The sequence below is a fragment of the Stenotrophomonas sp. KH_029 genome (assembly GCF_057839765.1).
The window spans coordinates 1,033,052-1,055,570 of the sequence record NZ_CM174498.1 but is presented as its reverse complement, the minus strand read 5'-3'; the positions used below and the strand labels follow the sequence as shown (position 1 = coordinate 1,055,570).

23 protein-coding genes and 1 pseudogene are annotated in these 22,519 nt (G+C 67.8%); 11 read left to right on the top strand and 13 right to left on the bottom strand.

All coding sequences use genetic code 11. The features are described 5' to 3' along the window. Positions 1–50 precede the first annotated feature (50 nt). The 4 genes from mgtE (at position 51) to AC3ITM_RS04900 (ending at position 3,466) form a co-directional block, all read left to right on the top strand. Positions 51–1,412 carry a magnesium transporter gene (gene mgtE, locus AC3ITM_RS04915; protein ID WP_489268826.1) on the top strand — a complete coding sequence of 454 codons (1,362 nt, stop codon included), beginning with the start codon at positions 51–53 and terminating at the stop codon, positions 1,410–1,412. A gap of 26 nt (positions 1,413–1,438) precedes the next feature. Then, positions 1,439–1,705 carry a hypothetical protein gene (locus tag AC3ITM_RS04910; RefSeq protein WP_489268824.1) on the top strand — a complete coding sequence of 89 codons (267 nt, stop codon included), beginning with the start codon at positions 1,439–1,441 and terminating at the stop codon, positions 1,703–1,705. A 67-nt stretch (positions 1,706–1,772) separates the two neighbouring features. Beyond that, positions 1,773–2,573, top strand: coding sequence for a carboxylesterase family protein (locus AC3ITM_RS04905; RefSeq protein WP_489268822.1), 801 nt, complete (start codon positions 1,773–1,775; stop codon positions 2,571–2,573). A gap of 434 nt (positions 2,574–3,007) precedes the next feature. Then, on the top strand, positions 3,008–3,466 hold the full coding sequence (locus AC3ITM_RS04900) for an REP-associated tyrosine transposase (protein ID WP_489270029.1): 459 nt from the start codon (positions 3,008–3,010) through the stop codon (positions 3,464–3,466). Between the two features lie 117 nt (positions 3,467–3,583). On the opposite strand, the gene AC3ITM_RS04895 is transcribed toward AC3ITM_RS04900, so the two are convergent. From AC3ITM_RS04895 to AC3ITM_RS04885, 3 genes are read right to left on the bottom strand one after another with little or no spacing between them, the layout of a single operon-like run. Next, the gene (locus tag AC3ITM_RS04895) at positions 3,584–4,534 is read right to left on the bottom strand and encodes an aspartate carbamoyltransferase catalytic subunit (RefSeq protein WP_489268820.1); all 951 of its coding nucleotides are present in this window, start codon (positions 4,532–4,534) and stop codon (positions 3,584–3,586) included. Positions 4,535–4,550: 16 nt separating this feature from the next. Then, entirely contained in the window at positions 4,551–5,048 is a 498-nt protein-coding gene (gene ruvX, locus AC3ITM_RS04890; RefSeq protein ID WP_489268818.1) for a Holliday junction resolvase RuvX, read from the bottom strand. Then, complete coding sequence (locus AC3ITM_RS04885; RefSeq protein ID WP_228886765.1) at positions 5,041–5,607, bottom strand: YqgE/AlgH family protein; 567 nt, start codon at positions 5,605–5,607, stop codon at positions 5,041–5,043. The genes ruvX and AC3ITM_RS04885 overlap by 8 nt, the downstream gene beginning before the upstream one ends. An 82-nt stretch (positions 5,608–5,689) precedes the next feature. On the opposite strand from AC3ITM_RS04885, the gene AC3ITM_RS04880 reads away from it, so the two are divergent. Further along, entirely contained in the window at positions 5,690–7,486 is a 1,797-nt protein-coding gene (locus tag AC3ITM_RS04880; RefSeq protein WP_489268816.1) for a DUF4153 domain-containing protein, read from the top strand. Next, complete coding sequence (locus tag AC3ITM_RS04875) at positions 7,486–8,022, top strand: DNA-3-methyladenine glycosylase I (RefSeq protein WP_489268815.1); 537 nt, start codon at positions 7,486–7,488, stop codon at positions 8,020–8,022. The genes AC3ITM_RS04880 and AC3ITM_RS04875 overlap by 1 nt, the downstream gene beginning before the upstream one ends. 269 nt (positions 8,023–8,291) lie before the next feature. Here the strand turns inward: AC3ITM_RS04875 and AC3ITM_RS04870 are convergent, their stop codons facing one another. Continuing rightward, complete coding sequence (locus tag AC3ITM_RS04870) at positions 8,292–8,999, bottom strand: YitT family protein (RefSeq protein WP_489268813.1); 708 nt, start codon at positions 8,997–8,999, stop codon at positions 8,292–8,294. Between the two features lie 116 nt (positions 9,000–9,115). Continuing rightward, entirely contained in the window at positions 9,116–9,331 is a 216-nt protein-coding gene (locus tag AC3ITM_RS04865; protein WP_489268812.1) for a DUF4287 domain-containing protein, read from the bottom strand. Between the two features lie 182 nt (positions 9,332–9,513). On the opposite strand from AC3ITM_RS04865, the gene AC3ITM_RS04860 reads away from it, so the two are divergent. Further along, positions 9,514–10,335, top strand: a complete 822-nt coding sequence (locus AC3ITM_RS04860) for an alpha/beta fold hydrolase (protein WP_489268810.1) — start codon at positions 9,514–9,516, stop codon at positions 10,333–10,335. A gap of 144 nt (positions 10,336–10,479) precedes the next feature. On the opposite strand, the gene AC3ITM_RS04855 is transcribed toward AC3ITM_RS04860, so the two are convergent. The 3 genes from AC3ITM_RS04855 to AC3ITM_RS04845 form a co-directional block, all read right to left on the bottom strand. Next, a complete protein-coding gene (locus AC3ITM_RS04855) occupies positions 10,480–11,100 on the bottom strand; it encodes a hypothetical protein (RefSeq protein ID WP_489268808.1) in 621 nt (206 codons plus the stop codon). 149 nt (positions 11,101–11,249) lie between these two features. Further along, positions 11,250–12,386 (bottom strand): PilT/PilU family type 4a pilus ATPase, encoded by a 1,137-nt coding sequence (locus AC3ITM_RS04850; protein WP_228886758.1) that lies wholly within the window; start codon positions 12,384–12,386, stop codon positions 11,250–11,252. A 51-nt stretch (positions 12,387–12,437) separates the two neighbouring features. Beyond that, positions 12,438–13,475 (bottom strand): type IV pilus twitching motility protein PilT, encoded by a 1,038-nt coding sequence (locus tag AC3ITM_RS04845; RefSeq protein ID WP_228886757.1) that lies wholly within the window; start codon positions 13,473–13,475, stop codon positions 12,438–12,440. 86 nt (positions 13,476–13,561) lie between these two features. Between AC3ITM_RS04845 and AC3ITM_RS04840 the strand changes: the two genes are divergently transcribed. Further along, entirely contained in the window at positions 13,562–14,242 is a 681-nt protein-coding gene (locus tag AC3ITM_RS04840; protein ID WP_489268806.1) for a YggS family pyridoxal phosphate-dependent enzyme, read from the top strand. Positions 14,243–14,278: 36 nt separating this feature from the next. Beyond that, positions 14,279–15,100 (top strand): pyrroline-5-carboxylate reductase, encoded by an 822-nt coding sequence (gene proC / locus AC3ITM_RS04835; protein WP_489268804.1) that lies wholly within the window; start codon positions 14,279–14,281, stop codon positions 15,098–15,100. A gap of 210 nt (positions 15,101–15,310) precedes the next feature. On the opposite strand, the gene AC3ITM_RS04830 is transcribed toward proC, so the two are convergent. Beyond that, complete coding sequence (locus AC3ITM_RS04830) at positions 15,311–16,192, bottom strand: LysR family transcriptional regulator (protein WP_489268802.1); 882 nt, start codon at positions 16,190–16,192, stop codon at positions 15,311–15,313. Between the two features lie 95 nt (positions 16,193–16,287). Between AC3ITM_RS04830 and AC3ITM_RS04825 the strand changes: the two genes are divergently transcribed. Beyond that, a complete protein-coding gene (locus AC3ITM_RS04825) occupies positions 16,288–16,890 on the top strand; it encodes a short chain dehydrogenase (RefSeq protein WP_489268800.1) in 603 nt (200 codons plus the stop codon). Between the two features lie 29 nt (positions 16,891–16,919). Here the strand turns inward: AC3ITM_RS04825 and AC3ITM_RS04820 are convergent, their stop codons facing one another. Together AC3ITM_RS04820 and soxR are read right to left on the bottom strand one after the other, a co-directional pair. Next, positions 16,920–17,339, bottom strand: coding sequence for a hypothetical protein (locus AC3ITM_RS04820; RefSeq protein ID WP_489268798.1), 420 nt, complete (start codon positions 17,337–17,339; stop codon positions 16,920–16,922). Between the two features lie 248 nt (positions 17,340–17,587). After that, the gene (soxR, locus tag AC3ITM_RS04815) at positions 17,588–18,046 is read right to left on the bottom strand and encodes a redox-sensitive transcriptional activator SoxR (RefSeq protein WP_489270028.1); all 459 of its coding nucleotides are present in this window, start codon (positions 18,044–18,046) and stop codon (positions 17,588–17,590) included. A 91-nt stretch (positions 18,047–18,137) separates the two neighbouring features. On the opposite strand from soxR, the pseudogene AC3ITM_RS04810 reads away from it, so the two are divergent. After that, positions 18,138–19,498: pseudogene (locus tag AC3ITM_RS04810) on the top strand (MFS transporter). Positions 19,499–19,531: 33 nt separating this feature from the next. Here AC3ITM_RS04810 and AC3ITM_RS04805 read toward each other — a convergent pair. Together AC3ITM_RS04805 and AC3ITM_RS04800 are read right to left on the bottom strand one after the other, a co-directional pair. Then, positions 19,532–21,508, bottom strand: a complete 1,977-nt coding sequence (locus AC3ITM_RS04805) for an esterase/lipase family protein (protein ID WP_489268797.1) — start codon at positions 21,506–21,508, stop codon at positions 19,532–19,534. Next, a complete protein-coding gene (locus AC3ITM_RS04800) occupies positions 21,505–22,482 on the bottom strand; it encodes an Lnb N-terminal periplasmic domain-containing protein (protein WP_489270027.1) in 978 nt (325 codons plus the stop codon). Before AC3ITM_RS04800 ends, AC3ITM_RS04805 begins: the two co-directional genes overlap by 4 nt. Positions 22,483–22,519: the final 37 nt, after the last annotated feature.

Below are 22,519 nucleotides of genomic sequence, written 5' to 3'. Positions count from 1 at the left end.
CCGCATCCTGTCCGGGATAGCGGCCTTTTCTTTTCCCGCAGGAGCTGTGCATGGCCGAAGCCGTACGCCACGACAAGACGGCACGCCAGCTGCGGCTGTTGTCCGATGCACTGGACAGCGGGCGACTGGGACCGGTCCGTCGATTGGTCAACACCCTGGCGCCGGCCGAGATCGGCAACCTGCTCGAATCGCTGCCGCCGGGCAAGCGTGAGGTGGTGTGGGGCCTGGTCGACCCCGAAGACGATGGCGAGGTGCTGGTCCACGTCGGCGAGGAAGTGCGCGAAAGCCTGCTGGCCGACATGGACCCGGACGAAATCATCGCCGCGGTCGAAGACCTGGACATCGATGACCTGGCCGACCTTGTCGAGGACCTACCGGACACGGTCATCGACGAAGTGCTCAAGTCGATGGACCGCGAGAACCGCGAGCGGCTCGAGCAGGTGCTGTCCTACCCCGAGGACAGCGCCGGCCGCCTGATGAACCCGGACGTGGTGACCGTGCGCGCCGACGTCAACGTCGACGTGGTGCTGCGCTACCTGCGCCTGCGCGGCGAGCTGCCCGACCATACCGACCACCTGTTCGTGGTCAGCCGCCGCCACCAGTACCTGGGCCGGCTGTCGCTGGCCGCGCTGGTCACCCATGAAGACAACACCCCGATCAACCGGCTGATCGACGACGAACAACCGGCCATCGACGTGGGCGAAAACGCCGACGAAGTGGCCCGGCAGTTCTCCGATCATGACTGGGTGTCGGCCCCGGTGGTGGACGACAACAACATCCTGCTCGGCCGCATCACCATCGATGACGTGGTCGACATCATCCGTTCGCAGGCCGAGCACCAGGCCCTGGGCGCGGCCGGCCTGGACGAAGAGGAAGATCTGTTCTCGCCGATCCGGCGCGCCGTGCGTGGCCGGGTGGTGTGGCTGGGGATCAACCTGTGCACCGCGTTCCTGGCGGCCAGCGTGATCGGCCAGTTCGAACTGACCCTGCAGAAAGTGGTGGCCCTGGCGGTGCTGATGCCGATCGTGGCCGGCGTCGGCGGCAATGCCGCCGTGCAGGTGCTGACCCTGATGGTGCGTGGCATCGCGCTGGGCCAGGTCGGCCCGAGCAATGCACGCATCCTGCTGTGGAAGGAATCGCGGGTGGCACTGATCAACGGCACCCTGATCGGCACCGTGGTCGGCATCATCGCCTACCTGTGGTTCCACAGTTTCCTGCTGTCGCTGGTGATCACCCTGGCGCTGATCATCAACTTCTGCGCCGCCGCGCTGGCCGGGGTGCTGTTGCCGCTGATGCTCAAGCGCATGAACGTGGACCCGGCCGTGGCCGGTACCGTGGTGGTGACCGCGGTCACCGACGTGATGGGCTTCTTCAGCTTCCTGGGCCTGGCCACCCTGATCCTGCTGCACTGACCTTGAAACACTGACTGGAGCCGGACATGGCGCTGACCCTGGACAACTACTTCTCGCCCGGCTGGCGCGACCAGCTGCACACCTGCGCGGCCTGCGAATGGCAGGGCAGCGCGCGCCAGATGCCGATGGAACTGCACGAGGACGAGGCCCAGTTCGACTGCCCGCAGTGCGAAAACCCGATCCTGCTGGTGGTCCACCCCAGCCTGGCCCAGGTGCAGGCCGCCGCCGCCGACGGCCATCCCGAGGCGATCGACCAGCTGCAGATCCTGTCCGCCGCGCCGCGCCCGCACTGACGCACTGCAAGATGCCCACGGTGGGCCGAGCGTTTAGACTGAAAACGTTTCCAGTCGAGGCAAGGCCATGGCACCACCACGCGCGCGACCCCTGCTGTGGATACTGGCGGTGCTGATGCTGGCCGGCTGCACGCCGACCCGCGACGACGCCCCCGGGCATTTCGTCGGCCGCGCGCTCACCGTGGACGGCCACACCACGCACTACCAGGTGTTCGTGCCACGTGGCGCACGCACCCAGCGCGGCGCGCTGCCGGTGGTGCTGTTCCTGCATGGCTCGGGCGAGCGCGGCCGCGATGGCCTGCGCCAGATCCAGGCCGGGCTGGGGCCCTACCTGCGCGCCCAGGCACGCACCTTCCCGGCACTGGTGGTGTTGCCACAGGTACCCGAAGACGAAGAATGGTCCGGGCAGAACAACCGCCTGGCGTTGGCCGCACTGGACACCGCCATCGCCGAGTTCGGCGGCGACCCGCAGCGCCAGTACCTGACCGGCATGTCGATGGGCGGCTACGGCAGCTGGAACATCGCCCTGGATGCGCCACAGCGCTTCGCGGCGATCGTGCCGGTGTGCGGCGCGGTCCTGGCCCCGCGCGCCGTGCGCCCCACCCTGTTCGTGGAGGACGTCGCCCACGAAGCCGATCCGTACGCGGCCATCGCCCAACGCCTGCGCAACGTCCCGATCTGGATGTTCCATGGCGCGCTGGACGACGTAGTACCGCCGGAAGACGACCGCAAACTGCACGCCGCGTTCCAGCAGGCCGGCGCCCGCGACGTGCGTTATACCGAATACCCCACCGGCAACCACAATGCCTGGGATGCCACCTATGCCGATCCGGCGATGTGGGCGTGGTTGTGGGAGCAGCGGCGCTGACCGCGATCCCCGGTCGGTACCCACGTTGGTGGGTACTGCCAACTGCATGCATCAACCAACGATCGATGCCTGCCGCGATCCGGGGGTAGGTACCCACCGTTGGTGGGTACTGCCAACCACACGCATCGACCAACGGTCGATGTCTGCCGCGATCTCCGGTCGGTACCCACGTTGGTGGGTACTGCCAACTGCATGCATCGACCAATGGTCGATGCCTACCGCAATCCCGGGTAGGTACCCGCGTTGGTGGGTACTGCCAATCGCACGCATCAACCAACAGTCGATGCCTACCGCAATTTCCGGTAGGTACCCACCGTTGGTGGGTACTTCCAACCGCGCGCATCGGTCAGCGCTCGATGCCGACGGCAATCGGCCACGGCACCGTGCGGCATTCTCCGATTCCGTCCGCCCAGGGCCATCACCACACTGGACAGATGAACAGTCCACGTCTTCGATTGGGCCGACAGTCGATCACCGACCAGACCTACGTACTGACCATGGTCTGCCAGCACTGTCTCCGCTGGTTCGAAGATCCTCGGGCCGCACAGATCATGATGGCCCAATTCCCGCAGCTCGATACCCAAGACCTTTCCTGCTCGCTCGCATGGGTAGTGATGCCCGATCATATTCATTGGCTGCTGCAACTGCGCCAACAGCGCCTGGCGTACGTTGCCCAACGAATCAAATCCCGCAGCGCACTGTTGCTCAACCGCCTGCACGGCCGAACCGGGAAGCTCTGGCAATCTGGCTATCACGACCACGCCATCCGCTCGGACGAATCGCTGCGCCGACACGCCTTGTACATTCTCGGCAACCCAATCCGGGCCGGGTTGTCCGCGCAGATCGGCGACTACCCCTTCGCGTGGTGCCGGTGGCCCATGGATGATCGGTAGGTATTCACCGTTGGTGCGTACCGCCAACCACACGCATCGACCAACGGTCGATGCCTACCCCAATTCCCGGTAGGTACCCACCGTTGGTAGGTACCACCAACCGCACGTCCTGGCGCCTTACCCCAACAACGTCTCGAGCACCGCCATGCGCACCGCCACACCGTTGGCGACCTGGCGCAGTACCCACGACTGCGGGCCATCGGCTACTTCGTCGGTGACTTCCACGCCGCGGTTGATCGGGCCGGGGTGCAGCACGGCCGCGTCGGTGCCGGCGCGCTTGAGGCGTTTGGCATCCAGGCCGTACTGCTGGTGGTACTGCTCGATCGACGGCACCAGGCCTTCTTCCATGCGCTCGCGCTGCAGGCGCAGCATCATCAGCGCATCGGCGCCTTCGAGCATGGCGTCGAAATCCTGGCCGACGATGCAGCCCTTCAGCGTTTCATCGTCGGGCAGCAGCGACTGCGGGCCGCATACGCGGATTTCGCCCACGCCCAGCGTGCGCAGCGCGTGCAGATCGGTGCGGGCCACGCGCGAGTGCTTCACGTCGCCGACGATCAGCACCTTCATCTTCGAAAAATCGCTGCCCTTGGCCTGGCGCAGGGTCAACATGTCCAGCAGGCCCTGGGTGGGGTGCGAGCTGCGGCCGTCGCCGGCGTTGACCAGGGCGGTGCCCTCGCCCGCCGCGGCGGCCAGCGCGGCCACCGCGCCGTCATCGGGGTGGCGCACCACGAAGCCGCGCACGCCCATCGCTTCGAGGTTCTTCAAGGTGTCGCAGGCGGTCTCGCCCTTGCGCGTGGACGAGGTCGACGCGTCGAAGTTCAGCACGTCCGCGCCCAGCCGCTGCGCGGCCAGTTGGAACGAGCTGCGGGTACGCGTGGAGGGTTCGAAGAACAGCGTGCACACCGCCGAACCGCCCAGCACGTGGCGCTTGTTGCCGACCCGGCCGACCGCCGCGTCGCGGATCTGGCCGGCGCGGTCGAGCAGCTGCAACAGGGTTTCACGGGGCAACCCTTCCAGGGTCAGCAGGTGGCGCAGGCGTCCATCGGAATCGAGTTGCGAAGCGGTCATGGGCAGGGTCTGAGGGTCAGGAAACGGGAGTGGCGTCGTCGGGGCTGGACAGCCAGCGTTCGATGATCACCGCGGCGGCCACCGCATCCAGGGTGGCCGCGTCGCGGCGACGCTTGCGGCCCTGCGCGCGTTCGACCGCGAACCGGCGCGCCGCCTCGACCGAGCTGGAACGCTCGTCGACCAGCACCACCGGCAGTTTGAAACGTTCCCGCAGCTGGCGGGCAAAGCCCTGCGCGCGCTTGCGGTTGGGCTGGTCCAGGCCGTCCAGGGTGAGCGGGTCGCCGACCACTAGGCCATCGGGCCGCCATTCCTTGATCAGGCGCTCCACCGCGGCCCAGTCCGGACCGTTGCCATGCACGTCGACCACCGCGATCGCGCGCGCATGGGTGCCGAACGAGCTGCCGATCGCCACCCCGATCCGGCGCGAGCCGACATCGAAGCCGAGCACGGTGCCGTCGCGAGGGATGCCCGCCGGTGCGGCGGCGGCAGGCGCTGGCAGGGCCGACTCAGACATTGCCGCTGTAATCGGTCAGCCGGAACAGGTCGACCCCGATCCGCGACGCGGCGCCCTGCCAGCGTTGCTCCAGCGGGGTGCTGAACAGCAGGTCGGCATCGGCCGGCACGGTCAGCCAGCTGTTGTCGGACAGCTCGTTCTCCAGCTGGCCTTCGCTCCAACCGGCGCAGCCCAGGGTGACCAGCGCATTGCGCGGGCCCTCGCCACGGGCCATCGCTTCGAGGATGTCGCGCGAGGTGGTCAGGTAGACCCCCTCGCCCACGGCCAGGCTGGAATCCCAGCTGCGCGCGTCGTCATGGATGACAAAGCCGCGCTCGGGATGCACCGGGCCGCCGTTGAGCACCACCTGGCCACGCAGGCGGCTGTCGTCGGTGGGGATTTCCATCTGCGCCAGCACCTCGCCCAGGGTGTACTCGGAGGGCTGGTTGACCAGCACCCCCATCGCACCGTTGTCGTCGTGCTGGCAGATCAACGCCACGCTGCGCGCAAAGGTGGGATCGGTCAGCGACGGCAGCGCGACCAGCAGGTGATGGGCCAGGGAGGTGGAAAGCTCGGACATGGGGCCATTCTAACCGCTGGGGCCGGGACACGGGCGTGAGTGCTCGGCTAGCATGCGTGCTTCCCTGGACGGACCCGAGCGCATGCAGACCAGCCCCGTACTTCCCACCGCCACGCGCAGTGCCATCGTGCTGATCGCGCTGCTGCAGGGGCTGATGTTATATGCCGTGCAGGAGGCCGCCGACAGCGGGCTGTTCCACGATATCGGCAACCGACTGCGCTGGTACAGCTGGGTGCTCAGCGTGCCCACCGCGGTCGCGCTGACCCTGGTCACGCTGGGCGACCGCCGGCTGTGGCTGCATGCCGCATGGGCCTCGCTGCTGGTACTGGGCCTGGCCAGCTGGATCGGCTGGAACCTCGGCGGGCGCGCCACGGGCCTGCAGCAGGGCGTGCTGCTGGTTCCGTTCTCGGTCTGCATGGCTATCGCCGTGTTCGTCAGCCTGCCGTGGTGGCAGTTCCGGCTGCAGGAAGGGCATTGGCGCGCGCCGTATGCGGCGCTGTTCGAGCGTGCCTGGCAGAACGCGCTGACCCTGGCCCTGGCGGTGGCCTTCACCGGGCTGACCTGGCTGCTGCTGTGGCTGTGGGCAGCACTGTTCCAGCTGGTGGAGGTGCGCTTTTTCCGCGATCTGTTCCGCGAGGAGGCCTTCATCGCCCTGGCCACCGGTACCCTGTTCGGCTTCGGCGTGCTGATCGGGCGCACCCAGCACCGCGCGATCCAGATGATCCGCCACGTGCTGTTCGCGGTCGGCCGCGGCCTGCTGCCGCTGCTGGCCTTCATCGCGTTGATCTTCGTGCTCAGCCTGCCGTTCACCGGGCTGGACGCGCTGTGGCGGACCCGCTCGGCAGCCGGCCTGCTGCTGACCCTGTCGCTGCTGCTGGTGGTGTTCGTCAATGCGGTCTACCAGCACGACAGCGAGCGCCCGCCCTACCCCAATTGGCTGCGGCGGGTGGTGGAGGCCAGCCTGCTGGCGCTGCCGGTGTATGCCGGGCTGGCGCTGTATGCGATGGGGCTGCGCATCGACCAGTACGGCTGGACCCCGGAGCGATTCTGGGGCCTGCTGGTGGCACTGCTGGTGGCCGGCTATGCGCTGGGCTATGCCGCCGCGGTACTGCGCCCGCGCACGCGCTGGCTGCAGCGGATCGAACCGGTCAACCGCTGGATGTGCTGGACGGTGCTGGGCATGGCGTTGCTGGCCAACTCGCCGCTGCTGGACCCGATCCGGATCAGCGCAGCCAGCCAGGTCGCCCGACTGGTGGCCAAGGCGCCGGACATCAACGCCAGCGACGCCGACACCCTGCGCTTCGGGCTGGGCCGGCGCGGCGTGGACGCGCTGCGCACGCTGCAGCAGGACCCGCGTTTCAGCGCGGATCCGCGCGCGGCCAGCGTGCTCGCCGCCGCGCTGGCGCGGGAATCGCGCTGGGCCTCGGCCGGGGAGGCGCCGATCGACGATGGCCTGCGTGACCTGGCGGCGCTGCAGCGCCAGCTGCAGGTGGCCAAGGGCACGACGGCACCGGACCCGGGCTGGTGGCAGGCGCTGCTGGCCCGCGGCGTGGCCGCCGGCGGCTGCCTGGAGGCTGGCCAGGCCTGCCTGGCACAGCGCCGCGATCTGGACGGCGACGGCGTGGATGAAGTGCTGCTGTGCAACCTGCAGGACTACCGTGGCCCGTCCTGCCACCTGCATGCGCTGCGCGCCGGCGCCTGGACCGACGCCGGCAGCATCGACCTGGGCAGCTACGGCACCCAGGATGAGGTGAAGCGCGCCAATGCCGCGCTGCGCGACGGCCGCCTGCAGGTACACCCGCCGCACTGGCCGCGGTTGTCGCTGGACGGCGGCGGCATGCGCAACATCGAAGAGCCCGCCCCCAAGGAAACCCGCTGATGAGTGGCTATTGCCTGATCGCCCCCGGCCATCCCGTCCACGGCCATTACCACGACCACGAATACGGCTTCCCGCAGCGCGACGAACGCGAACTGTTCGAGCGCCTGCTGCTGGAAATCAACCAGGCCGGGCTGAGCTGGGAAACCATCCTGAAAAAGCGCGAGGGCTTCCGCGCCGCCTACGACGGCTTCGACGTGGACACCGTCGCCGCCTATGGCGAACGCGACATCGAGCGCCTGCTCAATGATGCCCGGATCATCCGCAACCGGCTCAAGGTGCACGCAGCGGTGCACAACGCGCAGGTGATCCAGCAGCTGCGGGCCAGCCACGGCAGCTTCGCGGCGTGGCTGGACGCGCACCACCCCCGGGACAAGGCCGGCTGGGTAAAGCTGTTCAAGAAGACCTTCCGCTTCACCGGCGGGGAGATCACCGGCGAGTTCCTGATGAGCCTGGGCTACCTGCCCGGCGCGCACAGCTCGGACTGCCCGGTATATGCGCGCCTGCAGAAACTGCGTACCCAGAACATACCAAGCTAAACGTAGCGGAGATAGGAGATAACAGCCCCCTGAGTCAGGGGGCGGCCGCGCAGCGGCGGGGGTATGGGTGGTGATAAGACGGGGCCCGCGGTTTGCGCAGCAAAGCGTGGGGCGTCAGCGCGCATGCGCTGGCGCGTACCCCCTGAGTCAGGGGGCGGCCGCGCAGCGGCAGGGGTGTGGGTGGTGGTAAGAAGGGGCCCGCGGTTTGCGTAGCAAAGCGTGGGGCGTCAGCGCGCACGCGCTGGCGCGTACCCACCAACGGTGGGTACCTACACGCCCATGTAACGGCCCGGGCGGTGGTTGAACATCAGCACCAGACTGAGCACCACCGCCCCGATCGCCGAGTACATCACCTGGGACGGGGACAGCACGAAGAACGCCACGCCCATCAGCAGCGTGTCGAAGGACATCTGCACCTTGCCGGCGCTCCAGCCGCGGGTGCGCTGCAGGTACACCGCCAGGATGCCGATGCCGCCCAGGCTGGCGCGGTGGCGGATGTAGAACAGGATGCCCAGCCCGGCCAGCGCGCCGCCGACCAGCGCCGAATACAGCGGGGCGATATGGGCAAAATCGGCCCACCGCGGCAACAGGTCGGTGAGCACGCCGCAGGCGGTGACCGCCGCGAAGGTCTTCAGGGTGAACTCCCAGCCCATGCGCCGCACCGCCACCCAGTAGAACGGCAGGTTGACCAGCACGAACACCAGCCCGAAGTTCCAGCCGAACGCGTAGTGGGCCAGGAACGCCAGCCCGGCCATGCCGCCGATCATCAACCCGCCCTTGGCGAAGATGGCCAGGCCCAGCGACGCCACCAGCGTGGCCAACACCATGCCCTGCACATCCTCGGCCACCGAGTGGCGCAGGGCCGTTGCGTCGGCGACGGTACCGGCACTGTCCGGCGGCGGGGTCAGCGGGCCGGCGGTGACCAGGTGGCCGTCGGCGTCGTCGCACGGCGCGGGGCCATGGGAATCAAGGGACATGGGGTGGGGGCTGTTGCGTGGGGAGCGGTATTAGACACGATTGGCGTGACCGTTGCAGTTGAATTGATTCAGCCGACGCGTCGGTCCAGGCGCCGGCCCGGCACGCCGCCCGGCCCTCAGCCGCCGCCGCCGCGCAGGTGATGGGCCACCAGTGCATTGGCATGGCCGTGGCCCAGCCCGTGCTCGGTCTTCAGGAAGGCCACCAGCTGCATGTGTTTCAGCCCGCCCTGGGCCACCAGCAGGGCCAGCCAGTGGCCGACCGGCTGCCCATAGGTTTTTTCGATGGAGGGGAAATAGGAGGCCGGGCCGGTGACCTTGGCGGTGTCGCTCATGATGGATTCCTCGGAATGGGGGCGCCCCGGCCAACCGCCGGGTCATGGAATACGACGCTGCAGCGGTCGCCGAATCGACACCCGCCGTTCATGCCCGCTGAACACCTCCCTGCCCAGCATGCAGGACGGGCCGGCCGCCGCGCCGGCACCGCCCTCCCGCCCCCCCACCAGGAAGCCACGTCATGCCGCATGTCACCACGCCCGACAACACGCAGATCTTCTACAAGGACTGGGGCAAGGGCCAGCCGATCGTGTTCCACCATGGCTGGCCGCTCAGTGCCGACGACTGGGACAGCCAGCTGCAGTTCTTCCTGCTGCAGGGCTACCGGGTGGTCGCCCATGACCGCCGTGGCCACGGCCGGTCTTCGCAGACCAGCGGCGGCCATGACATGGACACCTACGTGGCCGACGTGAACGCCCTGGTCGAGCACCTGGACCTGCGCGATGCGGTGCACATCGGCCATTCCACCGGCGGCGGCGAGGTGGCCCACTACGTGGCCCAGGCTACGCCCGGCCGGGTGGCCAAGGCGGTGCTGATCGGGGCGGTGCCGCCGGTCATGCTCAAGAGCGCGGGCAACCCGGGCGGCACGCCCAAGGAGGTGTTCGACGGTTTCCGCCAGCAGCTGCTGGCCGGGCGCGCCAGCTTCTACCGACAGGTGCCGATTCCGTTCTATGGCTTCAACCGCGACGGCGCCCCGCCGCAGCAGGGCATCGTCGACAACTGGTGGCGGCAGGGCATGATGGGCGCGATCAACGCCCACTACGACTGCATCAAGGCGTTCTCGGAAACCGACTTCACCGAGGACCTGAAGAAGATCGACGTGCCGGTGCTGGTCATGCACGGCGACGACGACCAGATCGTGCCGATCGCCGATTCGGCCGAGCTGTCGATCACGCTGCTCAGGCACGGTACGCTGAAGGTCTACAAGGGCTACCCGCACGGCATGTGCACCACCCATGCCGAGGTGATCAACCAGGATCTGCTGGCCTTCATCCGCAGCTGAGCCGCGTACCGACCGATGACCGGTACCTGCCCACGCAGGCGGGTACCGGCAGCGCGCGACCAGCGGGTAGACCTCCGGTGGCCCGGCCGTTTCCCGTCGCTGGAACTCGGCTCCATGCGGCCAGCATCACAGCCGGGTGCTAGCTCAACGCGCTCCCGGCAGCGGCACGGTGACCTCGCCCACCAGCACCAGCAGCAGGCCCAGCGCCAGCAGCGTGCCGCCGAACAACAGGATCAGGATATGCCAGACCGTCAGCCGGTCCAGGCGCGTGCTGTCGATGCGCTCGTCGCGGTGGTACTGGCGCAGCAGCGCATTGACCGGCAACAGCGGCACAACGCTGAACAGGGCGAGCAACGAGCCGGCGTTGTCGAGCCGGCCGGCCAGGTTCAACACGGCGAACACGATACCCAGCAGCGCCACCGGGAACGCCAGTTCGCGCCGGCGGCCACGGGTCATGTCATTGAGCCGGGCAAAGCAGGAGAACGACCACAGCAGGCAGAACAGCGCGCGCGCCCACGGCCACAGCGGCTCGCCGGTTTCGCGCTGGATCGCCTGCCAGTTGCGCCAGAACCAGTACAGCGTGTACAAGCCGAACGTGGCCAGCGACATCGCCACCAGCTTGAACGTAGACGGTGCGAAGAACATCGGCTTGTCGGTCGCCAGCGCCCGCGCGGCGCGCTGCTCATGCGGCAGCGGGGCGGACATCGGCAGGCCCGACGCCGGCAATTCCCGGCTCGGCGGGCGGTAGGGGTTGTGCACATCCATATGCGGGCTTACCAGGCAGGCAGTGGGTCGGCAGCAGCCGGTTCCGCGCCCGCGGTGCGGAGCGCGGCGCGACTATGCCAGAGAACAATGCCACCAGCCAAGCGACGCGCACCTGCAGGCGCGGCGCGCCGATGGCTGTCGGCACCGCCTCAGCGGATCTCGGAGATTTCCACCCCATCCAACCCCTGCGACAGCGTGCGCGCATCGCCGCCCTGGGACAGCTTGATGCGCAGGCGTACTTCGTTCTGCGAATCGGCGTAGCGCAGCGCGTCTTCGTAGCTGATCTCGCCGGCCTGGTACAGCTCGAACAGGCTCTGGTCGAAGGTGCGCATGCCCAGCTGCACCGACTCCTTCATCACTTCCTTGAGCTTGTGGATCTCGCCATCGCGGATGTAATCCTGCACCAGTGGGGTGCCGAGCATGATCTCCATGGCCACCTTGCGCGACTTGCCGTCCGGCGACGGCACCAGCTGCTGGGCCACCACGCCCTTGAGGTTCAGCGACAGATCCATCAGCAACTGGTTGCGGCGGTCTTCGGGGAAGAAGTTGATGATGCGGTCCATCGCCTGGTTGGCGTTGTTGGCATGCAGCGTACACAGCACCAGGTGGCCGGTTTCGGCAAACGCGATGGCGTGGTCCATGCCCTCGCGGGTGCGCACCTCGCCGATCATGATCACGTCCGGCGCCTGGCGCAGGGTGTTCTTCAGCGCCGCTTCCCAGCTGTCGGTGTCGATGCCCACTTCGCGCTGGGTGATGATGCAGCCTTCGTGCTTGTGCACGAATTCGATCGGGTCTTCGATGGTGATGATGTGCCCGGTCGAATTGTGGTTGCGGTAGCCGATCATCGCCGCCAGCGAAGTGGACTTGCCGGTACCGGTGGCGCCGACGAACAGGATGATGCCGCGCTTGGTCATGGCCAGCGTCTTGATGATCGGCGGCAGGTTGAGCTCTTCCACGGTGGGAATGCGCGTCTCGATCCGGCGCAGCACCATGCCGACCTGGTTGCGCTGGTAGAAGCAGCTCACGCGGAAGCGGCCCACACCGGACAGGCCGATGGCGAAATTGCATTCGTGGGTCTTTTCGAACTCTTCGCGCTGCGCCGGCGTCATCACGTTGAGCACCATGTCGCGGCTCTGCTGCGGCGTCAGCGGGGTCTGGGTGATCGGCGAAATCTTGCCGTTGACCTTGATCGCCGGCGGCATGCCCGCGGTGATGAACAGGTCCGACGCCTTCTGGTGCGCCATCAGTTTGAGGAACGAGGTGAAGTCGATGGTGGTGGTGCTCATCGCAGTGTGCTCCGAAGGTTTTCAGGAGCCGGCCAGCGGCCGGCACTACCACTATTCGAAAATCCGCTTGTCCTTGGCGTATTCGCGCGCCTGGTTGCGGGTGATCAGGCTGCGCTTGACCAGGTCCTGCAGGTGCTGGTCCAGGGTCATCATGCCCAGCTGCTGGCCGGTCTGGATCGCCGAGTACATCTGCGCCACCTTGTCCTCGCGGATCAGGTTGCGGATGGCCGGGGTGCCCACCATGATTTCCCACGCGGCGGTACGCCCGCCGCCGACCTTCTTCAGCAGCGCCTGCGAAATCACCGCGCGCAGCGACTCGGACAGCATCGAGCGCACCATCGGCTTTTCGCCGGCGGGGAACACGTCGATGATGCGGTCGATGGTCTTGGCCGCCGAACTGGTATGCAGCGTGCCGAACACCAGGTGGCCGGTTTCGGCGGCGGTCAGCGCCAGGCGGATGGTTTCCAGGTCGCGCAGTTCGCCGACCAGGATGATGTCCGGGTCTTCACGCAGTGCCGAACGCAGCGCCTCGTTGAAGCCATGCGTGTCGCGGTGCACTTCGCGCTGGTTGATCAGGCACTTCTGCGAGGTGTGCACGAATTCGATCGGATCCTCGACGGTGAGGATGTGGCCGTATTCGTTCTTGTTGATGTGGTCGATCATCGCCGCCAGCGTGGTCGACTTGCCCGAACCGGTCGGGCCGGTGACCAGGATCAGGCCCTGCGGCTGGTCGATCAGCTCGCGGAAGATCGGCGGCACCGCCAGGTCTTCCAGGGTGAGCACCTCGGAGGGAATGGTACGGAACACCGCACCGGCACCGCGGTTCTGGTTGAAGGCGTTGACACGGAAGCGCGCCAGCGACGGGATCTCGAACGAGAAATCGACCTCGAGGAACTCCTCGTAGTCGCGGCGCTGCTTGTCGGACATGATGTCGTAGACCAGCGCGTGGACCTGCTTGTGGTCCAGGGCTGGAATATTGATGCGGCGGACATCGCCGTCGACGCGGATCATCGGCGGCAGGCCGGCCGACAGATGTAGATCCGACGCTTTGTTCTTTACGGAAAACGCCAACAGTTCGGCGATATCCATGCGCTGCTACTCCCCATGACTGCTGCGACTGGAAGGTTCTTTCCCCGGCCGGCAGTATAGCGTTCCTGATCTGCCGGAATGCGCCCGTGTCCGCCCTGCCCCTGCCGACGATACTGCTGAACCTGCACAACGCGGCCACTGCCGCCGGGCGGCCAGACCCCCGCCTGCTGGCGGTTTCCAAGACCCAGCCGGCCGCCGCGGTGGCCGCACTGGCCGCGCAGGGCCAGCGCGCGTTCGGCGAGAACTATGTGCAGGAGGCGGTGGCCAAGATCGAGGCGCTGCGCGCACTGGGCCTGGAGTGGCACCTGATCGGCCACCTGCAGTCCAACAAGGCCGAGCTGGCCGCGCAGCAGTTCGACTGGGTGCAGAGCGTGGACCGGCCCAAGCTGGTGGCCGCGCTGGCCGCGCACCGCCCGGCCGCGCTCACCCCGCTGAACGTGCTGATCCAGGTCAACATCGACGATGAAGACAGCAAGCATGGCTGCCGCCCCGAAGCGGTACCGGCATTGGCCGCGGCGATCGCCGCGCAGCCGCGCCTGCAGCTGCGCGGGCTGATGGCCATTCCCGCGCCCTGGCCGGACCCGGCCCGCCGCCAGCAGGCGTTGGCGCGTATGTACGGATTGTTCCAGGCACTGGCCGTGGCCCACCCGCAGGTGGATACGCTGTCGATGGGCATGAGCGGCGACTACCCCGAGGCGATCGCCCAAGGTGCGACCATGGTCCGGATCGGCACCGCGCTGTTCGGCGCGCGCCCGCGCCCGGCCTGAGGCATCGGTTTTGAACCCCTGTTCCAAGGAGATTGCATGAGCACGTCCACGCTTACCTTCATCGGCGGCGGCAACATGGCCCGCAGCCTGATCGCCGGCCTGGTCCGCCAGGGCGTCGCGCCGGCGCACATCCACGTGGCCGAGCCGGTCACGGCCCTGCGCGAGCAGCTGACCGCCGACTTCGGGGTGAAGACCTATGCAGCGGCCACCGAAGCGGCCGCGCAGGGGGAGGTCTGGGTGCTCGCGGTGAAACCGCAGGTGCTGCGCGATGTCTGCGCCTCGCTCACTGCGTTGGCCCACAGCACGCAGCCGCTGGTGCTGTCGATTGCCGCCGGCATCACCAGCGCGCAGCTGGACCGCTGGCTGGGCGGCGATCAGGCGGTGGTGCGCGCGATGCCCAATACCCCCGCCCTGCTCGGCGCCGGCGTCACCGGCCTGTATGCCACCGCCGGGGTCAGCGCGGCGCAGCGCCAGCTGGCCGATACGGTGCTGGCCAGTGCCGGGCGCACGGTCTGGATCGACGATGAAGCGCGCATGGATGCGGTCACCGCCGTGTCCGGCAGCGGCCCGGCCTATGTATTCCTGCTGGCCGAAGCGATGGAGGCCGCCGCCCGCGACCAGGGGCTGCCGGCCGACGCCGCGCGCACCCTGGTGGTGCAGACCCTGCTCGGCGCCAGCCGCATGCTCGCCGAATCCGGCGAGGCCCCGGCCGAACTGCGGCGCCGGGTGACTTCCCCCAATGGCACCACCCAGGCCGCGATCGAGTCGTTCCAGGCCGATGACTTCGAGGCGATCGTGGCACGCGCGATCGAGGCGGCGACCCGGCGCGGCCAGGCCTTGTCGGCCGCCAACGACTGAGCGGCGCGGACCCGGGCGAGGCGGCCGCGACGCTGCCCGCGGGTAGGGTCGGTTCCCAAACGACTGCCGGTCATGCCGATCAGCACGGTGACGCAGGAACCCACACCGAAGCAGCACGGCGTCTGCGGCCAGGGTCATGCCCCATCGCGCTGACACCGGCCCACGGCAGTCGATCCGGATGCGACCCTACCAGCGGCACCCAGGCGCGCGTCAGCCCGCCATGCGCGCCAATAGGAACTCCACGAAACTGGACAGCTTCGGCCGCGGCCGACGGTCCGGCAGGTAGACCAGGTGCAACGGCCGCGGTTCGGGCAGGTAGGCTTCCAGCACCGGCTGCAGGCGGCCGGCGGCGATGTCCTCGGCCAGCAGCACCGCCGGCTGCAGGATCAGCCCGGCTCCGGCCAGCGCCGCCCGGCGCAGGCCGTCGCCGTCGTTGCACAGCAGCCGCGAGTGCTCCGACCAGTCCTGCGCGGGCTGCCCGCGCAGCCGCCAGCCATGGCCGCCGCGCCAGGCCAGGTGGGTCAGGCAATCGTGGCTGGCCAGGTCGGCCGGGTGCTGCGGGATACCCCTGCGCTGCAGGTAGGCCGGCGCCGCACAGATCCGCATCGCATACGGCGGCAACGGCCGCGCCACCCATTCGGCCGACCCGGGCTGGCCCATCCGCACCACCGCGTCGAACTGCTCTTCGATCAGGTCCACCCGGCGGTTGCTCAGGTCCAGTTCCACCGTTACCCGCGGATGGGCCGCCAGGTAGTCGGCCACCAGCGGCGCCAGCACGCAGCTGCCCCAGGTCACCGGCGCGCTGATCCGCAGCACGCCCTGCGGCTGCGCCTGCAGCCCGGCCACGCTGGCCTGCGCCTGCTGCACCTGGTCGAGCACCGCGCGGCAGCCGGCCAGGTAGTTGCGGCCGGCATCGGTCAGGCTCTGGCGGCGGGTGTTCCGCTGCAGCAGGCGCACGCCCAGGTGCGCCTCGAGCTGCTGCAGGTACTTGCCAACCATCACCGAGGACACCTGCAGCTGCTCGGCCGCGGCGTTGAGGCTGCCCCGATCGACCACCGCGACGAAGGCCTGCATGCAGCGCAACGTATCCATTGGAAACCACAGGTTAGGAATCTGCAAAGCATACGCCGGTTATCAAACCCCGGACAGGGGCGCAGACTGGCCTGAGTTTCCCTGGAGCGATACCCATGAAGATTCTGCTTGTCGGTGCCAGCGGCACCCTGGGCCAGGCCGTCGCCAGCACGCTGGGCGCCCACCATGAACTGATCCGCGCCGGCCGCCATGGTGGCGATGTACAGGTCGACCTGACCGACGACGCCAGCGTGCAGGATCTGTTCGCCAAGGTGGGCAAGGTCGATGCGGTGGTCGCCACCACCGGCCAGGTGCACTTCGGCCCGCTGGCCCAGATGCGGCCGGCCGATTTCAACCTCGGCCTGCAGGACAAACTGCTCGGCCAGGTGCGCCTGAGCCTGGCCGCCCAGCATCACCTGAACACCGGCGGTTCGATCACCCTGACCAGCGGCATCATCAGTGCCCAGCCAATCCGGGACGGCGCCAACGCGACGGCCGCCAACGCCGCGCTCGAAGGTTTCGTGCGTGCGGCCGCCTGCGAGTTGCTGCCGCGCGGACTGCGCATCAATGCCGTGAGCCCGAACGTGCTGGTCGAATCGATGGACGACTACGGCGCCTACTTCCCCGGGTTCGAACCGGTCACCGCCCAGCGTGCCTCGCTGGCCTACCAGCGCAGCGTGGAAGGCGTGCAGAGCGGGCAGGTGTTCAACGTGTGGTGAGGGACGAAGGTTCCCTTCTTCAAGAAATTCTATTCCACTGATTGCTCTGGAACCGGTATCCCTGCTCGCTCCAATATCTCAATGGTACGTCGAACAAACTGCAAGGGAAGGTCGGTGCTAGCGCCATACATATCCACGATACCAATCTCGACAACACACTCCACAAGAATTCCGAACTCAACCGCTTCCTTCTGGCCTAGCAGGCTCTCGATCTCGCCAGGAAGTGCATCACCCCGTCCACCCAACTGAAGTACTGCTCCGGCCGCCTCCCATTCAGACAGATCTTCTGAAGCGGATATGGACTTCAGGTGATCAATCAGTTCGACAACTGATGCACAACTGTGGATGCCCTTCGCAACGCAGTACTGGTACAGACAGGTGGCCCCAAAGACCTGCATATTCGCTGCCGAAGCATCCTCAAGCATGCGCGGAAGTTCACGCTTGTCCATAGTGGCCCTCCTTCACTGCAGGAGATGGGGGAATCGGCATTCTAGCCGGAACGTTGAATCACCAAGGCATTGGCGACAATCAGCGGCACTCCCGACCCCTGCCTAGCATTCACCAGCAGGCAGCACTGCACAAACTGGGCAGAATCACCACAAGCGCCACCCAATAGGTGAGCGCAGGAGGGACCAGGCACATCAAGCGAAGCTACGTTCGGGTGGTGAGGCACGAGTGCGTGGAGAGGCGTTGAAGATCACGGTGCCACATCGTCATCAGGACTCTCCCACCGCTGCGGCCCATCGCCGCGCTCACCCAGCGCATCGTCCGGGTTGGTCAGGCGGCAGCGTTTCAGCGACAGGCAACCGCAGCCGATGCAGTCGGTGAGCTGGTCGCGCAACAGCAGCAGCTGTTCGATGCGCTGGTCCAGCTCGCTGCGCCACAGCGCCGACATCCGCGCCCACTCGGCCTTGGTCGGGGTCTTGTTCTCCGGCAGCGCGGCGAACGCGCTGGCCACCGCCTCCAGCGGCATGCCGACCCGCTGCGCGACCCGGATCACCGCCAGCCGGCGCAGCACATCGCGGGCGAAACGGCGCTGGTTGCCGGCAGTGCGCAGGCTGCGGATCAACCCCTTGCGCTCATAGAAATGCAGCGCCGATATCGCCACGCCGCTACGCTTGGCCACTTCCCCCACACTCAGTTCCTGCGCGATCACGAGCTTGACCTCAACCATGGTTCAGGTGGCATCCTGCGTGAGGTCCCCGCGCACTGCAAGCACCCCGCTTCCGCTTTCCCTGGATTTCCGCATGTCTTCCGACGTCGCTGCACCTGTTTCCGTCCCCACCGATGCACCGCCGTCGATCCTGTCGCCGGCCTACCGCGCCACCACCGTCGGCATGGTCGCGCTGGTCTCGCTGCATGGCTTCGAGGCCCTGGCGGTGGCCGCGGCGATGCCCACCGTCGCCCATGAACTGGATGGCCTGCGCCTGTATGCGCTGGCGTTCGGCGGCACCCTGGCCACCAGCGTGATCGGCATGACCCTGGCCGGGCGCTGGAGCGACCAGCGCGGCCCGGCGCGGCCGTTGTGGCTGGGCCTGGCCTGTTTCATCGCCGGCCTGCTGGTGGCCGGGCTGGCCCAGCACATGCCGGTGCTGGTGCTGGGCCGGCTGATGCAGGGGCTGGGCGCTGGCGCGATCTCGGTGGCGCTGTACGTGCTGGTCGGCCGCACCTTTCCCGAACCGATGCGGCCACGGGTATTTGCCGCGTTCTCGGCCGGCTGGGTGGTGCCGTCGTTGGTCGGCCCGGGCATCAGCGGGCTGATCGTGCAGCACCTGGGCTGGCGCTGGGTGTTCCTGGCGGTGCCGCTGCTGGCCGTTCCGGCGGCGCTGCTGTTGCGTCCGGCGCTGCGCAACCTGGCCCCGGCCAATGCGGCGCCCGGCGACACCACGATGGTGCGCTGGGCGATCGGCGCGGCCGCCGCCGCGCTGCTGCTCTACATTGGCGGGCAGCAACACGGCTGGACGGCATTGGCCCTGCTGCTGCCGGCCGTGGCGTTGCTGGCGCTGTGCAGCTGGAGACTGCTGCCGGCCGGCACCCTGCGGCTGCGCCGTGGGCTGCCCAGCGTGATCGCGCTGCGCGGCATCGCCGCCTCGGCGTTCTTCGGCTGCGAAGCGTTCCTGCCGCTGCTGCTGCAGCGCGAACGTGGCCTGAGCCCGCTGCTGGCCGGGGTGGCGTTGAGCCTGGGCGCATTGGGCTGGTTCAGCGGTTCGTGGCTGCAGGGCCACCAGCAGCGCGGCTGGTCGCGGCGGCAGCTGCTGCAGGCCGGGGCGCTGCTGATGTGCGTGGGCATCGTCATCACCGCACTGGCCCTGCACCCCAGCGTGCCGCTGTGGCTGGCACTGGCCGGCTGGAGCCTGACCGGGCTGGGCATGGGCCTGGTCTACCCGAGCCTGTCGGTGCTCACCCTGTCGTTGTCGCCACCGGCCCAGCAGGGCGCCAATACCTCGGCGTTGCAGTTGAGCGAGGCACTGGGCGTGACCACCACGCTGGCGGTATCGGGCTCGTTGTTCGCGCTGTTCCTGCAGGGCAACGTGGTCGTGGGTTACCTGCTGACCTACGCGATCATGCTCTGGCCGTGGCCAGCGTGGTGGTGGCACGGCGGGTGTAGCGCCGAATCAAAGCAGCGGGGCAGCGCCCCGCTCTACGGTTTCGCCGCGCCCGTTGCAGGGTGCTGCGCATCGCCGACGTCCTTGAGGTCCTCGCGCAGGATGCGGCGGATTTCCAGCACCGCCTGCGGGGTTTCCTGCACGCTGTGCCCGGAGATGATCACCTTTTCCGACACCGCCCCGTCCAGGTGCGCGCTCCAGTACGGCACCAGCCCATCGTCGGACTGCGCCAACGGCACCTCCGGTTTGCGCTGGGCGATGATCGAGTGGTACTTCAGCCCGGGCATGATCGGCAACGCGCCGGCCGCCTTGACGAACGGGTCGCTGGCCTTGAGGTTGTCGATGCTGTTGGGGATCTGCAGCTTGGTCGGCTGCGCCGACTGCGCTTCGGCCTGCTGCAGGGTCTGGAACACGTCCTCGAACTTGCCCAGGATGGTGATCGGCAGCCGCACCAGGCGGCCGATCAGGCGGCCCAGCCGGTTGCCGGCGATGTCGGTGCCCTTGTGCGGGGCGGCAATGAAGATGGCCCGTTCCACGTTCGGTTCGGCGCTGAAATGCAGCAGCGGCCCCAGCTTGGCCTCCACCCGCTTCAACCGCTCGCCCTTGAGCTCATAGTTGGCCAGCAACTGGTCCCACAGCACATCGCCGGAGGAGGTCACCAGCAGGCGGGCGAGCACCCCGCCCATGCTGTGGCCGATGAACACCATGTTCTTCGACGCCGGGCTGCTGCCGGTCGGGTCGAAGTGCTTGAGCGTGTTGTTGAACGCTTCGTTGATCTCAAAGCGGTTCAACGCGATCGGCGCATTGGTCGGGTAGTAGACCTGCCACACCTGGAAGTGCCGGCGCAGCTCCGGGTCGCCCATGATCTCGTTGGCCACGTTGACCCAGGCCTCCGGGCTGCTGCCCAGCCCGTGCAGCATGAAGATGATGCGGCGGTTGGGATCCCACGGCTGCATCAGGTACATATGCGGCTCGGCGATGCCTTCGCTGAGCCCGAACAGGGTGCGCAGCGACTGGGTGGCAAAGCCCGACTGCGCCAGCCACATGCCGTAGGCGGCGGTGAAATTGCCGGCCAGCGGCACCTTCTCGCCATGCAGGTCGATGCGCTCGGTGGATTCGGGCGAATACACATCGAACAGCACCTGGGTGGTGTCCAGCACCTGCTGCAACGTGTCGCCCTTGAAACGCAGCAGCGCGGTGGCGTTGATCGCCGACATCTCGCTGTACTGCGGGATCTCGGCCTTGCTGCCGTCTGCGGCGGCGATCAGCTTGGGCGGGTCCATCACCACCACCAGCTCGGCACCGAAGCCGTCGCGCCGATAGGTGCTGCGCAGGCCGGCAAAGCTCACCGACGAGGCCGAGACCATGCTGGTGGGAATGCTGGGCATACGCAGTTCATCGAAATCCGAGGTCAGCGTCCAGCGCTCGCCGGCCACCGGCGCGTTGTAGTCCTCCCCGTCCAGCGCGCTCTCGCGGGCACGCTTGAACACCACCGCCGCGGTCTGTTCGGCGGCGTAGTTGTAGTAGTCGCGCACCTGGGTCTGGCGGTCTTCGAAGGCCCGTTCAGACGGGGTACGCCCACTGAAGAACAGGTAGGCATAGGCATAGCGCGCCGCTTCCAGCCACGCATCCAGCGCGGCATCGGACATCGGGTGCTTGTCGCGGTCCTTGGGCTTGGGGCTCAGGCCCAGTGCGGTCTTCACCCACAATTCCGACAGCGCCGACAGCCGCTGCTCTTCGGGCAGCACCTCGGTGTCTTCCAGGGTCTTCTGGCAGGTGGCCACATCCTTGGCGCACAGGTCTTCGTCCAGGCCGATGACGCTCAAGGTCTCCTGCGATGCTGCACTGAGCTTGCCCGAGGTGAGCACATCGCCGCGCTTGCTGGCCAGGTAGTCGGTGGGCGCCACCTGCTTCATGGTCACCATCGCACAACCGCTGGACAGCAGCAGCGACAAGGCCACCGCCAGCAGCGGCAGCATCCGGTGCCGAACGCCGGGATAGACAGCCATCATGGAACGCTTCCTTGCTCTGCGCCGGGCATGCCCCGGCGGATCAGTCGGGAGAAATCGGGATCGTCGCCTGCGGCGCGGGCGCGATCGGTGATGCGGCCACGTGCCTTGAGCGTGGCGAAGTTCACGTCCGGCACCAGCACGCCGAGGTCGCGCGCGTATTCGGCAAAGTAGCCGGACACCAGCAGGCGGTAGTCCAGCGGCAGGCCCGGCGCGATCTGTTTGGCCAGCGCGTAGACGATGGTGGTGCAGTTGCTGGTCAGCGTGTTGTAGAACGCCGGGGCGGCATCGAGCTTGCGCGCCTCGCCCAGGTAGGACACGAACAGGCCCTTGAGCTGCTCCCGGGTCATGCCCTGCAGGCGGTACAGGTACACATCTTCGCCGCGCACGTTGCTGCGCACGCGGACGATGTCGGTTTCCTCCGACGCCACCAGGGTCATCTCGAACTTGCGGAAGAACCCGCCCAGCGCCGAGAACGACTCGCCGCGCTCCTTGCGGATCTCCAGCGAGAACACCAGCTGGCGGCCGTCGGCGAAGCCGAACGAAACCAGGGTGTGGGCGATCATCGGCCCCATCCAGTAGGACATCACCAGGTCGGCCGAACGCAGCTGGTCCAAGTCGTACTGGCGGCGTACCCAGCGCACGTCATGGTCGTCTTCGCTGCGCCAGGTGAAATCGCGCACGTTGTCGAGCACCACGTGGCGGCCATCGAACTGCACCACCTTCAGCCGCTGGGCCACGTCATCGGCCCAGACCCGGTCCTGGCGCGGGGTCAGCAGCAGCCACCACACCCCGGTGGCGACCAGCGCGGCCGCATACAGCGCACCCGGCCAGCGCCCGGCGCGGGCACGCGCCACCGCCACCACCGCGGTCAGCGCAAAGCCGGCCCACAGCGCCATGGCCACGCCACGCAGCCAGCCCGGACCGGGCAACTGGTAGGCCAGCATGCCGGTGACCCACAACGCCGCCACCAGCATCAGCAGCGCCAGCCCCCATCGTCCTGCCTTCTTCACG